Origin of the sequence: Micromonospora sp. NPDC051227 (assembly GCF_044455385.1) — a bacterium.
GTDB lineage: Bacteria > Actinomycetota > Actinomycetes > Mycobacteriales > Micromonosporaceae > Micromonospora.
The window spans coordinates 209602-222702 of sequence record NZ_JBITET010000012.1 but is presented as its reverse complement, the minus strand read 5'-3'; the positions used below and the strand labels follow the sequence as shown (position 1 = coordinate 222702).

Sequence of the window (13101 nt, the reverse complement as noted above, 5' to 3'; positions counted from 1 at the left end):
ATGTCGTTGATGGAGTTGGTGCCGGCCTCGGTGGTGCCCATTTCCTTGGCCATGTCGTCGACGTTGATGTTCTTGCCCTGCACACTCAGGGCGTTGCGGGTGGCGGCGGGTCCGCAGTAGTAGAAGTTCGGCTGGGCTTCGTAGCGCACGCCGAGTTCGCGCTCGCCGTGGCCGCCCTTGCGGTCGGTCTGGGTCTGGGTGGCCGGGTTGCTGGTGGTGGGGGCGGCGAAGGCGGTGGTGACGGGGCCGGCGATGGCGCCGCCGGTGAAGGCGAGCCCGGCGGCGGTCAGGGCGGTCTTACGGATCAGATCGGTACGCATGATGGCGTGCTCCTCTGCATCGGGGGTGCCCGCACGGCACTCAACGGGGGGTCAGTGCGACCGTGCGGGGAAAGTTCGAGGGGTGCCCGGTGACCCGCGAGGGGGGTCGGCGTCGGGACAGGGTGTAACCGTTCGCGGTGGCAGGTCATTCCGCCTACCCGCAGGGGGCCTGTTGTGGTGCTCGGCCGTTCGGGGGGTGTAACCGGGGCGGCCTGGCGGGTGTTCCCGGCGGCTGCCCTGCCCGGCCGTTCGGCCATGCGGAGGATGTAACCGGGGCGGCCCGGCCGGTGTTCCCGGCGGCTGCCGTGCCCCGCGACCGGGACTGTTGCGGTGGTCTGCCAGGTATAACGACCCGGCCGGGCAGCCGATTCCGCCGCCGGGGTGGCCCCGACCACCCGACAGCCGACACCAAACCCGACAACCCGCCCAGCTCGCCCAGTCGGCGATACGGACAGGCCGGCCGAGACGGGGTGATCGACTCGGGTTCCTGAGAGTCGCGGTGTCCGGGCGCCGGGGATGCCCCGACTTCATGAAAAGCCGAGTGGATCATGCCGGTCTGCGCCGTTCGCGCGGCTCGGGGCGGTCCGAGGCGGGCCAACGCGGAGGCAGGTCACCGCGTGAACGGGGCCGGCCTCCGGTAGGGCGCCGTGTGGACCGGGCCGGCCCTCGGGTAGAGCGCTCCGGGACCTGCTCGTCGCCAGCGCCCGGCCGCGCCCGGGTGGACCGGGCCTGTCCGGAGCTGAGCGCCTTGCAGGCCGGGCTGAGCCGGGGGTCAGGGCGTGGCGGTGTCGGTCTGGGGCATGTTGCGCTGTGTCGGGATGGTCGGTGCGGTGGGCCAGGGGATCTCGGGCGCGCGGTGGAAGGTGATTCCGGCTGTCGTCCAGCGTGGGCCCTGGCCGGCCAGGCGGTCGCGGAAGTCGGCCCAGTCGTGGGTCGCCCGGGTGGACCAGCCCAACTCGGCGATGGCCGGGAGGCGGGGCAGCAGCAGGAGTTCGAGGTCGGCCAGCGAGGTGACCGATTCGGTCCAGAGCGGGGCCTCCACACCGAGAACGGCCTCCGCCGGTACGCCCGCGACGTGCGTACCCGGGTCCCAGTCATACGCCTTTCGTACGTCGATGAGGCCGGCCCAGTCGTGCCCGATCGGGGTGTCCGGGGCGTACTTCATGTCCAGGTAGGCGTGGTTGCCGGGGGAGACGATCAGCCGGGCGCCCCGACGTACGGCGTCGACGGTGGTGGGGTCTTCGCCGTTCGTGCCCCACCACTGCAGGACCCGCCCGTCGAGGTGGGCGGCGGGTGCGAGCTGGTGCCAGCCGACGACGGTCTTGCCGAGGTCGGCCACGGTGCGCTGAACCCTCTCGACGAAACCGGTGTAGACCTCGCCCTTCACCTTGAACGCCTCGTCGCCGCCGATGTGCAGCCAGGGGCCAGGGGTGAGCGCGGCCACTTCGCCCAGCACGTCGGCGACGAAGTCGTACGTCCGCTCGTCGGCCGGGTCGACGTAGCTGAAGCCGACCTCGGTGCCGGTGTACGGCGGCGGTGCGATCTTGTCCGGTGCCAGCTCCGGGTACGCGACCAGCGCCGAGTTGGTGTGCCCCGGGAGGTCGATCTCCGGGACGACGGTGATGTGGCGGGCGGCCGCGTAGGAGACGATCCGCTGGTAGTCGGCCTTCGTGTAGTGCCCGCCAGGGCCGCCGCCGACCTCGGTCGTCCCGCCGACGGTGGTCAGCTTCGGCCAGGAGTCGACGGCGATCCGCCAGCCCTGATCGTCGGTGAGGTGCAGGTGCAGGTGGTTGAGCTTGTAGCGGGCCAGGTGGTCGACCACCCGCAGCACGTCCTCGACGGCGAAGAAGTGCCGCGCGACGTCGAGCATGGCGCCTCGGTAGGGGAACCGGGGTACGTCGGTGATGGTGCCGCCGGGCAGCGCCCAGCGTTCGGTGACCGGGGTCGGACTCTCGATCGCCGCCGGCAACAGTTGGCGCAGCGTCTGTACGCCGTGGAAGAGGCCAGCGGCGGTGGCGGCCGTGACGCGTACCCCGACGGTGGCGATGTCGAGGCGGTAGCCCTCCGCGCCGAGGCCGGCGCTGTAGCCCTCCGCGCCGAGGTCGGCGCTGTAGCCCTCCGCGCCGAGGTCGGCGCTGTCGTCGAGCACCAGCGCGATGCCATTGGCGGGCTCCGGCGTGATGGTGTCGGTGACCGGCAGCGGGTAGCCGGTGGCCGGACGCAGGAGCTGGGCGAGCTGCTCGGCGACCGCCAGCGCGGCGGGGTCGGCGCTGGACACGATGACCGCGTCGGCCGGCAGTACCCAGTCGGCGGTCGGGTCCGGCTCAACGTGCTGTGGGGCGGGCACGACGTCGGCCAGCCGGTGCGGGGCCGTCGGGGCGAGCAATGTGCCCGCGGTCTGCTCGGCCGTGCGGGCCAGCGTGGCCGCGGCCGGTTCCCCCGTTGAGAGCGCCGTGCGGGCCAGCGTGGCCGCGTCCGGTTCCCCCGCCGGGAGCGGCACGGGGACGGCGGTGGGGCCGGGGGAGGGGGTGGTCGACACGGCGGCGACTCCGGGGGTGTATTCGCGTCGGTTATGGCAAAAGTGAGGTTCACCGGCTGGCGTGGCGTCAAGCGTACGACGCTCGGCCGGGATGCGTGATGGTGCGCATGGAAGCGTTCCCAAAAACCGGTACGAACACGGATAGTCGTGATGGCTGTGCCAATTGTCACCGAACGGTCCCAGGTCACTCGATGTTCGCTTAACCTTCGCCCACCGATCGACGTTGACCCCGGGATTACCGGCGGTCCGTCCCGGGGAATAAGAAAACTGAACCTTCGTTAAGTGTCAATCCGGCGCGTGTGTTGTGGAGGCTCTGGTGGCAGCGCAAGGGACCGTCGATCACAAGTACGTCTACGACTTCTCCGAAGGCAACAAGGAGCTCAAGGAGCTGCTCGGCGGCAAGGGGGCAAACCTCGCCGAGATGACCAACCTGGGCCTGCCCGTCCCGCCCGGCTTCACCATCACCACCGAGGCGTGCCAGGCGTACCTCACGACGGGACGGGAGCCGGACGGGCTCGCCGGTCAGATCGAGGCACACCTGGAATCGCTGGAGCGCGCGATGGGCAAGCGCCTCGGTGACCCGCAGGACCCACTGCTGGTCTCCGTCCGCTCCGGTGCCAAGTTCTCCATGCCCGGCATGATGGAGACCGTCCTGAACGTCGGTCTCAACGACCAGAGCGTGGTCGGGCTCTCCGCGCAGGCGGGGGGCAACGACAGATTCGCCTGGGACTCCTACCGGCGACTCATCCAGATGTTCGGCAAGACCGTCTGCGAGGTGCCGGGCGAGGAGTTCGAACACGCCCTCGACGAGGCCAAGCACGCCAAGGGCACCCACAACGACCTGGATCTGGACGCCGACGACCTGCGTGGGCTGGTCGACGCGTACAAGAAGATCTTTTTGAAGCACACCGGTCGGGAGTTCCCGCAGCAGCCACGCGAACAGCTCGACCTGGCCATCCGGGCGGTCTTCGAGTCGTGGAACGCCGAGCGCGCGGTGCTCTACCGCCGTCAGGAGCGCATTCCGGCCGACCTGGGCACCGCGGTCAACGTGGTGACCATGGTCTTCGGCAACCTCGGGCCCGACTCCGGCACCGGGGTCGCGTTCACCCGTGACCCGGCCAGCGGCGCGCAGGGGATCTACGGCGACTACCTGGCCAACGCCCAGGGTGAGGACGTGGTCGCCGGCATTCGCAACACAGTGCCGTTGCAGGAGTTGGAGCAGCTCGACAAGGCCTCCTACGACGAGCTGCTCGGCATCATGGCCCGGCTGGAGGAGCACTACAAGGACCTCTGCGACATCGAGTTCACCATCGAGCGCGGCAAGCTGTGGATGTTGCAGACCCGGGTCGGCAAGCGCACCGCCGCCGCCGCGTTCGTCATCGCCGGGCAACTCGTCGACGAGGGCTTGATCGACCTGGACGAGGCGCTGCACCGGGTCAACGGCGCGCAACTGGCCCAGCTGATGTTCCCGCGCTTCCAGCTCGACCACGAGTTCCAGCCGGTCGCCAAGGGCATCGGCGCGTCGCCCGGCGCGGCGTCCGGCACTGTGGTCTTCACCTCCGCCCGGGCCGTCGAGCTGGCCGCCGAGGGTGAGTCGGTGATCCTGGTGCGTCGGGAGACCAACCCGGACGACCTGAACGGCATGATCGCCGCGAAGGGCATCCTCACCTCGCGCGGCGGCAAGACCAGCCACGCCGCGGTGGTGGCCCGGGGCATGGGCAAGACCTGCGTCTCCGGTGCCGACGAGATCGAGGTGAACGTCCCGGCGAAGCGCTTCACAGTGGCGGGGCAGACCGTCAACGAGGGCGACGTGGTGTCCATCGACGGCACCACCGGCAAGGTCTACCTCGGCGAGGTGCCGGTCATGCCCTCCGAGGTCGTGCAGTACTTCGAGGGCAGCCTCGACCCCGAGCACATCGACAACGCGCTGGTCCGGGCCGTACACCGGATCATGACGCACGCCGACGGAAAGCGGCGGCTGGCGGTCCGCACGAACGCCGACACCGGCGCGGACGCCGCCCGGGCCCGGCGCTTCGGCGCCGAGGGCATCGGGCTGTGCCGCACCGAGCACATGTTCCTCGGTGACCGGCGGGAGCTGGTCGAGCGGCTGATCCTGGCCCGGGCCCCGGGCGAGCGGGAGGCGGCGCTGGCGGCGCTGCTGCCGTTGCAGCGGGCCGACTTCGAGGAGATCTTCCGCGAAATGGACGGCCTGCCGGTCACCGTCCGGCTCATCGACCCGCCGTTGCACGAGTTCCTGCCGCCGTTGGAGCAGCTCGCCGTCAACGTGGCGGTCGCCCAGGAACGCGGCGAGGACGTGGCCAAGGAGGAGGCGCTGCTCGCCGCCGTCCGGCGGATGCACGAGGAGAACCCGATGCTCGGGTTGCGGGGCGTACGCCTCGGCCTGGTCATCCCCGGCCTGTTCGCGATGCAGGTCCGGGCCATCGCCGAGGCGGCGGTCAGCTGTGCCCGCGGCGGCGGGGTGGCGAAACCGGAGATCATGGTGCCGCTGGTCGGGGCCGTGCAGGAGTTGGAGACGGTCCGTGCCGAGGCCGAAAAGATCATTGCCGAGGTGGTCGGGGACAGCGGCGTCGAGGTGCTGATCGGCACCATGATCGAGGTGCCCCGGGCGGCGCTGACCGCCGGGCAGATCGCCGAGGCGGCCGAGTTCTTCTCCTTCGGCACCAACGACCTGACCCAGATGGGCTGGGGCTTCTCCCGCGACGACGTCGAGGGCGCGTTCTTCTGGCGCTACCTGGAGTTGGGCATCTTCGGCATCTCGCCGTTCGAGTCGATCGACCGCGACGGCGTCGGTCGGCTGGTGCGGATCGCCGCCGAGGAGGGTCGGGCCGCCCGGCCCGGACTGAAGCTCGGCATCTGCGGTGAGCACGGTGGCGACCCGGACTCGGTGCACTTCTTCCACGAGGTCGGCCTGGACTACGTGTCCTGCTCGCCGTTCCGGGTGCCGGTGGCCCGGTTGGAGGCCGGTCGAGCGGTCGTGGAGACCGGCGGGTCGGACAGCCGCTGACGCACGTCGGCGGCGGCCTGGTCACCCGGCCGCCGCCGGCGCTCAGATCGGCGGACGACGCCAGGTGGGTCGGGACGAGCGGCGCAACTGCGCCGGCAGGGTCGCCATCGGGGTACGCGTGGCCAGCGGGGCGTGCGCGTCCGGTACCGACGTCGCGCCGATGCCTGCCCCGCGAACGTCCAACAACGACCCCGCCCGACGGGCCACCACCCGGGCCTCCTCGTGCAGCGCCTCCAGGTCCCCCGCCGCGGACGCGGTGACGAGGGTCAGCAGGGCGCTGCGCCCGGCCGGATAGGTGACCACGCAGCCGGCGGTGGTGCACACCACCGACTCCCGGAACTCACCCTGCTGGACGGTGTCGGCCACCCGGTGCCCGAGCCCGAAACTCGCGGCGGCGAGCGCGGCGAGATGGGTGGCGTCGGTGCTGGGTAGGTCGCTGGAGATGAGCAGGCCGTCGGTGCCCGCGAGGACCGTGCCGGCGATGTCGGGTCGTCGCTGGCGCAGCCCGCGTAGCTCCGTTCCCATCACCGTGTCTGCGTCCACGAGCGTTACCCCTCACCGGTCGGCTCTGCGTGTCAGTCGGCTGGTTACGTTCCGCGCTGGGAACGCTACCGGTGGCGACTTCCGGCCGCGAGCCCGTAACCCTCGGCGATCGGTCGGCAACTGGGGGCCAATCGGTGGTTGTGTGCCCTTCGTCGATGCGTCGTGAGCGGGTCGAGCAGTGGGGGCGGGCGTAATCTTGGCTCGCTCGCACACGGCCGATTGGGCGCCGCGTCGAACGGGAAGAGGTGACTGCATGACCAGTGTCTGGGAGAGCCTGACTGTCGACGCCCGCGACCCGGCCCGACTGGCCCGTTGGTGGGCCGAGGCGCTCGGCTATCAGGTCGTCACCGAGACTCCGAGCGGCGTGGAGATCCGCCAGTCCCCGGACCAGTTGCCCGCCCTGTTCTTCGGCCCGGTGGCCGAGGGCAAGGAGCGCAAGAACCGGCTGCACCTCGACCTGCGCCCCGCCAACCAGGAGGCTGAGGTCGAGCGCCTGGTCGACATGGGTGCCCGGCACGTCGACATCGGTCAGGGCGACGTCGAGTGGACGGTGCTGGCCGACCCCGAGGGCAACGAGTTCTGCGTGCTGCGTGAGCGCGAGGAGTGAGCCGGTGTTGCGAGCCCCGCAGTCGCGAACAACAGAAGCCTTGTGAGCGCGAGGACTGAGCCGTTCTTGCGAGCCCCGCAGTCGCGAACAACAGAAGCCTTGTGAGCGCGAGGAGTGAGCCGTTCTTGCGAGCCCCGCAGTCGCGAACAACAGAAGCCTTGTGAGCGCGAGGACTGAGCCGGGCGCGGCGGACGCGCGGTTGGTCGAGGAGCCGCCCAAGGACACCGGGCATCGCCGGTCGCCGTACGAGCGCGACCGGGCCCGGGTGCTGCACTCGGCGGCGTTTCGCCGGCTGGCCACCAAGACCCAGGTGCACACCGCCGGCACTGACGACTTCCTGCGTACGCGGCTGACGCACTCGTTGGAGGTGGCCCAGATCGCCCGGGAGATGGGTGCCCGGCTGGGCTGCGACCCGGACGTGGTGGACGTCGCGGGGCTCGCGCACGACCTCGGGCACCCGCCGTTCGGGCACAACGGCGAGGCTGCGCTGGATCTGCTCGCCACGCCGTGCGGCGGCTTCGAGGGCAACGCACAGACCCTGCGGGTGTTGACCCGCCTGGAGGCGAAGGTGCTCGCCCCGGACGGCTCGTCCGCCGGGCTGAACCTGACCCGGGCGTCGTTGGACGCGATCGGCAAGTACCCCTGGCCGCGCCGGCCGGGGGAGCGCAAGTTCGGGGTGTACGCCGACGACGTGGCCGTCTTCGACTGGATCCGCGCCGGCGCGCCCGGCGACCGGCGCTGCCTGGAGGCCCAGGTGATGGACTGGGCCGACGACGTCGCGTACTCGGTGCACGACGTGGAGGACGGCATCCACGGTGGTTACGTCACGTTGCACCCGCTGCTCACCGACGTCGACGAGCGGGCCGCGCTCTGCGGCGACGTGGCCGCCGCCTACTCCGGGGAGTCCGCGGCGGACCTGGCCGAGGTGCTCGTCGATCTGCTGGCCGGTCCGCTGCTCGCCCCGTTCACCGGGTACGACGGCAGTCATCGCGCGCAGGTCGCCTTGAAGGCCACCACCAGCGGTGTGACCGGGCTGTTCGTGTCCGCTGCGGTGGCGGCGACGGAGGAGCGCTTCGGTCCGGGCCCGCACCGCCGCTACGCCGCCGATCTGGTGGTGCCCCGCCTGGTGCGGGCGCAGTGCGCGCTGCTCAAGGGCATCGCGCTGCGGTACGTGATGCGTCGCAGCGGCTTCCGGGGCCGCTACGAGCGGCAGCGGACGATGCTGGCGGAGTTGGTCGCCGCGCTGGTCCGGCGTGCCCCGGAAGGGCTCGACCCGATCTTCTCCCCGCTGTGGCGGGCCGCCCCGGACGACGCGGCCAGACTGCGGGTGGTCATCGACCAGGTGGCCTCCCTGACCGACCCGGCGGCAGTGACCTGGCACACCCGCCTGGTCGGCAACGGGACACCCCCGATTGACCACCAGCCAACTTAGGCTAGCCTAACTGATATGACGGAACGCCCCAGGAACGTCACCTCGGCCCGGGTGCTGCGCACCGAGCGGCCCACCCCGCACCTGATCCGGCTGGTCCTCGGGGGGGACGAACTGGTCGGCCTGCCGGTGGGCGAGTTCACCGACCACTACATCAAGGTGGTGTTCCCGCAGCCGGGGGTTGCGTACCCGCAGCCGTTGGACCTCGCCGCGATCCGGCGGGACCTGCCCCGGGAGCAGTGGCCCCGGCTGCGCGCGTACACGGTTCGGAGCTGGGATCCGCTGGCCGGGGAGCTGACCGTCGACGTGGTGCACCACGGCGACGAGGGGTTGGCCGGCCCGTGGGCCGCCGCGCTGCGTCCCGGCGATCCGGTGCACTTCGTCGGCCCCGGCGGCGCGTACGCCCCGAACCCGGACGCGGACTGGCATCTGCTGGTCGGTGACGAGAGCGCCCTGCCGGCGATCGCCGCCGCGTGCGAGCGTCTGCCGCTGGGTGCCCCGGCCCACGTCTTCGTGGAGATCGCCGACCCGGCGGAGGAGCAGAAGCTGCTCAGCCCCGGGGCGGTCGAGTTGACCTGGCTGCATCGCGGCGAACGCCCGGTGGGCGAGGCGCTGGTCGAGGCGGTGCGGGCGTTGGAGTTCCCGGCCGGCCAGGTGCACGCGTTCGTGCACGGCGAGGCAGCCTTCGTCCGGGAGCTGCGCCGGCTGCTGCGCGGCGAGCGGGGCGTACCCCTCGACCGGCTCTCCATCTCCGGTTACTGGCGGCGCGGCATGGACGACGAGGGTTGGCGCTCCACCAAGGCCGACTGGAACCAGCAGGTGGCGGCCGAGGAGACGGCCATTCCGGAGCAGGCCGCGGCGGCCTGAGCACCGCTCAGCCCTCGGGCGTGTTCATCTCCTGACCGGCCCGGGCGAGGCGTCGGCTGAGCAGTACGGCGTAACCGACGACGGCCAGGGAGAGCAGCGACAGCATCAGCCTCGGCTGGTGCACCGTCGTGGTGATCAGCGAGACCGCGACCACCCCGTAGGCGGCGATCGCCAACCGGGCGGCGCTCGGTCGGGTCCACAGCCAGTACAGGGCGAGCCCGCAGGCGGTCCACACCACCATCGACGCGCCCAGCAGCAGCCGCAGCTCCAGCGGCAGGCGGTTCGCGTTGTCGTCGACCAACCGCACCACCTGCCCGAGCGCCCAGCCGAGCAGCAGCAGCGCACCGCCGAGCGGAATGTGCAGGTAGCTGTACGCCTGCCCGCCGCGCAGCCGGCTCTGGGCCAACCGGGTGGTCACGAAGGTGGTGTAGACCCACCAGACCGCCGCCGGGATCAGGAAGGCCATCGCGGCGGTGAGGATCATGTGGGGCGGGGGGTGGTCCGGCACGGCGAAGAGCAGGCTGGCCAGCGCGCTACCCAGCACGATGATGGTGAACTGGCCGATCCGTTCCGGCAGGTGCCGGTTGTCCACCGGCCAACGGTTGAGCCAGCGCACCCCGACCCAGGGCGTGCTCAGTTCGATGACCATCGCGATCGCCCACAGGACGGGCCGCAGTTCGGTGGGCACGGTCAACGACACCAACCAGATCAACCAGCCCGACCCGAAGCCGATCAGGTAGACCGTCGTGACCATCCGGGCCATCGGGCTGGTGGGGCGGGCACGCAGGTACAGCAGGAGCAGCACACCCCGCACGATCAGGTACCCGACCGGCAGGAGCACGCTCTCCGGCACCTCGTCGACCCCGAGGGTCATCGCTCCCGCGCCGACCAACGCGACAAGCACCAGCAGTCGGTGCAACGCGTCGTCCGGATCGAACCGGGTGTCGTAGTACACCTGCCCCATCCAGGCCCACTGGATCACCACGAAGAGCCCGATCACGGCCAGCACGGCCTTCGGCGACGGGGTCGGCTCGTCGCCAAGTCGGCGCACCACCGCGGCGAGGGCGTACACGAAGATGAGGTCGAGGAAGAGCTCCAGCCAGGTGGCGTGCCGGTGGCCGGCCTCGTCCGCACCCGGGGTCTGCCCGGGTAGCCCCATCCGAGCGGCCAGCCATCTCGGCAGGCGGGGGGCTTGGGTCCGTACCCGGCGCATCTGGTCATGGTCCCCGCGCGGACCCGGCCTGCGGGCCGGAACCGCCCAGCCGGCAGCGGCCGCCGCCACACCGGCGTCCCCCGGCCGGCGTGTCGTCGGTCCGGCAGGGCAGGATGTACGGCGAGGGGGTGGGGCATGGCTGGGCGGATCCGGGACGAGGACATCGCACTGGTCCGGGAACGCACCTCGATCGGGGATGTGATCTCCGAGACGGTCACCCTGAAGTCCGCCGGCGGCGGCAACCTCAAGGGTCTGTGCCCGTTCCACGACGAGAAGAGCCCGTCGTTCAACGTGTCTCCGGCCCGCAACGTCTGGTACTGCTTCGGCTGCGGGGCCGGCGGTGACGCCATCAAGTTCCTGATGGACGCCGACCACCTCAGCTTCGTGGAGTCCGTCGAGCGGCTGGCCGGCCGCGCCGGCATCCAGTTGCGCTACATCGAGGACGACAGGAGCGCCCCGCGCCCTCGCCCTCAGCAGGGCCAGCGCCAGCGCCTGGTCGCCGCGCACGCCGCTGCGGTCGAGTTCTACCGGGCGCAGCTCAGCACCGCGGGTGCCCGGCCGGCGCGTGAGTTCCTGGCCCAGCGAGGGTTCGACCGGGCCGCCGCCGAGCGTTACGGCTGTGGCTTCGCGCCGGACGGTTGGGACCTGCTCACCAAGCACCTGCGCCAGCAGGGCTTCACCCACCAGGAGCTGGTCACGGCCGGGCTGTCCCGCGAGGCCCGCTCCGGCAGCCTGATCGACCGGTTCCGCCGCCGGCTGCTCTGGCCGATCCGCGACCTTGCCGGCGACGTGATCGGCTTCGGCGCGCGCAAGCTCTTCGACGACGACGACGGCCCGAAGTACCTGAACACCCCCGAGACGCCGATCTACAAGAAGTCGCACGTGCTCTACGGCATCGACCAGGCCAAACGGGAGATTGCCAAGCAGGGGCGGGCGGTGATCGTCGAGGGTTACACCGACGTGATGGCGTGTCACCTGGCCGGGGTGACCACGGCGGTGGCGACCTGCGGCACGGCCTTCGCCGCGGACCACATCTCCGTCCTGCGTCGGCTCCTGTTCGACAGCGACGAGGTGGCCGGCGAGATCATCTTCACCTTTGACGGTGACGCCGCCGGCCAGAAGGCCGCGCTGCGCGCCTTCGAAGACGACCAGCGCTTCGTCGGGCGCACGTTCATCGCGGTCAGCCCGGACAACATGGACCCGTGCGACCTGCGGCTGGCCAAGGGCGACCTGGCGGTGCGTGACCTGGTCGCCCGCCGCGAGCCGCTCGTCGACTTCGCGCTGCGACACGTGATCGGCCGCTTCGACCTGGACACCGTCGACGGCCGGGTCGAGGCGATGCGCCACGCCGCGCCGCTGGTCGCGCGACTCAAGGACCGGGAAAAGCGCCCGGAGTACGTCCGCAAGCTCGCCATGGACCTCGGCATGGAGATCGAGCCGGTGCAGCGGGCGGTGCTCGCCGCCGCCAACACCCCGCCGACCGGCACCCGCGACGCCGCCCCCGCCGCCCGGCCAACGTCGGCCCGCCCCGAACCGGCAGTGGACAGCCCGCAGTCGATGGTCGAGCGCGAGGCGCTGAAACTCGCCCTCCAGCAGCCGGTCCTGGCCGGGCCCATGTTCGACGCGGTCGAGGCCACCGAATACCGCCACCCGGTGCACGTCGGGGTGCGCGCGGCCATCGCGGCGGCCGGTGGTGCCGCGTCGGCGACCGGCGGCGCGGTCTGGATCGAGTCGGTCCGCGACGCCTGCGACGACCTGGCGTCGGCGGCGCTGGTCGGTGAGCTGGCGGTGGAGCCGCTGCGGATAGACGGGGAAGCCGACCCACGCTACGTGTCGATCACCATGGCGCGGGTGCAGTTCGGGTCGGTGACCTCCCGGATCCGGGACATCAAGTCCCGCATCCAGCGGATCAACCCGGTCAACAACAAGGACGAGTACTTCGCCGCCTTCGGTGAGCTGCTGTCCCTGGAGCAGCACGCCCGGGCGCTGCGCGAGCAGGCTGCGGGAGGCCTCTAGATGGGACTGTTCAGCCGCAAGCCGAAGCTGCCGCCGGCCGACCGGCCGGCGCTGACCGCCGACGAGCGGGTGTTGGCATGGGCGGCCGTCGGCAACGGCGAGAGCGACGGGGTGGTGGTCGCCACCAACCTCGGGCTGTGGCTGCCCGGTCGAGGGCACCGGCTCGGCTGGCACACCATCCTCAAGGCGGTCTGGTCCGGCCGGGAACTGACCGTCACCCCCGCCGAGACCGTCGTCGAACGCGAGGGCTACACGGTGGTCGCCGACGGCCCGGCCGAGACGTACTTCCTCCTCGACCCGCGCGAGCTGCCGCACCAGGTACGGGCGCGGGTGACCCGCTCGGTCGCGTACACCGAGCACCAGCCGGTGCCCGGCGGCGCGGCGCGGGTCGCGGCCCGCCGCGTGGCCGGGGCCGACGGTCTGACCTGGACGGTCCGACTCGACCCCGGCACCCCCGCGGACGACGAGGCCCTGCTCGCCGAGACCGATCGTCTGGTCGGTTCGGCCCGTGCCGCCACCGCTCCGGCCGATCTCTGACCGGT

At 71.5% G+C, this 13101-nt stretch carries 10 protein-coding genes; 6 read left to right on the top strand and 4 right to left on the bottom strand.

The annotated features are described in order from the left end of the window. A partial coding sequence (locus tag ACIA47_RS26110) for a C39 family peptidase (protein ID WP_396711112.1) occupies window positions 1-320 on the bottom strand: 320 nt, incomplete at its 3' end. 772 nt (window positions 321-1092) lie between these two features. Then, window positions 1093-2859, bottom strand: a complete 1767-nt coding sequence (locus ACIA47_RS26105; protein ID WP_396711111.1) for a family 20 glycosylhydrolase — start codon at window positions 2857-2859, stop codon at window positions 1093-1095. A gap of 316 nt (window positions 2860-3175) precedes the next feature. On the opposite strand from ACIA47_RS26105, the gene ppdK reads away from it, so the two are divergent. Beyond that, entirely contained in the window at window positions 3176-5884 is a 2709-nt protein-coding gene (gene ppdK, locus ACIA47_RS26100; RefSeq protein WP_396711110.1) for a pyruvate, phosphate dikinase, read from the top strand. A gap of 42 nt (window positions 5885-5926) precedes the next feature. Here ppdK and ACIA47_RS26095 read toward each other — a convergent pair whose 3' ends face one another. Then, a complete protein-coding gene (locus tag ACIA47_RS26095) occupies window positions 5927-6427 on the bottom strand; it encodes a roadblock/LC7 domain-containing protein (protein ID WP_396711109.1) in 501 nt (166 codons plus the stop codon). Window positions 6428-6680: 253 nt separating this feature from the next. Here ACIA47_RS26095 and ACIA47_RS26090 point away from each other — a divergent pair, with 253 nt between their 5' ends. The 3 genes from ACIA47_RS26090 (at window position 6681) to ACIA47_RS26080 (ending at window position 9330) form a co-directional block, all read left to right on the top strand. After that, window positions 6681-7034, top strand: a complete 354-nt coding sequence (locus tag ACIA47_RS26090; RefSeq protein WP_112675786.1) for a VOC family protein — start codon at window positions 6681-6683, stop codon at window positions 7032-7034. A gap of 160 nt (window positions 7035-7194) precedes the next feature. Then, a complete protein-coding gene (locus ACIA47_RS26085; RefSeq protein ID WP_396711108.1) occupies window positions 7195-8466 on the top strand; it encodes a deoxyguanosinetriphosphate triphosphohydrolase in 1272 nt (423 codons plus the stop codon). Window positions 8467-8481: 15 nt separating this feature from the next. Then, window positions 8482-9330: a siderophore-interacting protein gene (locus tag ACIA47_RS26080; RefSeq protein ID WP_203121897.1), complete on the top strand. Its 849-nt coding sequence runs from the start codon at window positions 8482-8484 to the stop codon at window positions 9328-9330. A 7-nt stretch (window positions 9331-9337) separates the two neighbouring features. On the opposite strand, the gene ACIA47_RS26075 is transcribed toward ACIA47_RS26080, so the two are convergent. Continuing rightward, complete coding sequence (locus tag ACIA47_RS26075; protein ID WP_396711107.1) at window positions 9338-10543, bottom strand: low temperature requirement protein A; 1206 nt, start codon at window positions 10541-10543, stop codon at window positions 9338-9340. A gap of 135 nt (window positions 10544-10678) precedes the next feature. Here ACIA47_RS26075 and dnaG point away from each other — a divergent pair, with 135 nt between their 5' ends. Next, complete coding sequence (gene dnaG / locus ACIA47_RS26070; protein ID WP_396711106.1) at window positions 10679-12559, top strand: DNA primase; 1881 nt, start codon at window positions 10679-10681, stop codon at window positions 12557-12559. Further along, window positions 12560-13096 (top strand): hypothetical protein, encoded by a 537-nt coding sequence (locus ACIA47_RS26065; protein WP_396711105.1) that lies wholly within the window; start codon window positions 12560-12562, stop codon window positions 13094-13096. It begins immediately after the preceding gene. The last annotated feature ends 5 nt before the right edge of the window (window positions 13097-13101 follow it).

What these genes read in the sequence shown, in the direction of transcription:
- dnaG (WP_396711106.1), top strand. Translation starts at nt 10,679, where the DNA reads ATGGCTGGGCGGATCCGGGACGAGGACATCGCACTGGTCCGGGAACGC.
- ACIA47_RS26080 (WP_203121897.1), top strand. Translation starts at nt 8,482, where the DNA reads ATGACGGAACGCCCCAGGAACGTCACCTCGGCCCGGGTGCTGCGCACC.
- ACIA47_RS26075 (WP_396711107.1), bottom strand. Translation starts at nt 10,543, where the DNA reads ATGCGCCGGGTACGGACCCAAGCCCCCCGCCTGCCGAGATGGCTGGCC.
- ACIA47_RS26065 (WP_396711105.1), top strand. Translation starts at nt 12,560, where the DNA reads ATGGGACTGTTCAGCCGCAAGCCGAAGCTGCCGCCGGCCGACCGGCCG.
- ACIA47_RS26090 (WP_112675786.1), top strand. Translation starts at nt 6,681, where the DNA reads ATGACCAGTGTCTGGGAGAGCCTGACTGTCGACGCCCGCGACCCGGCC.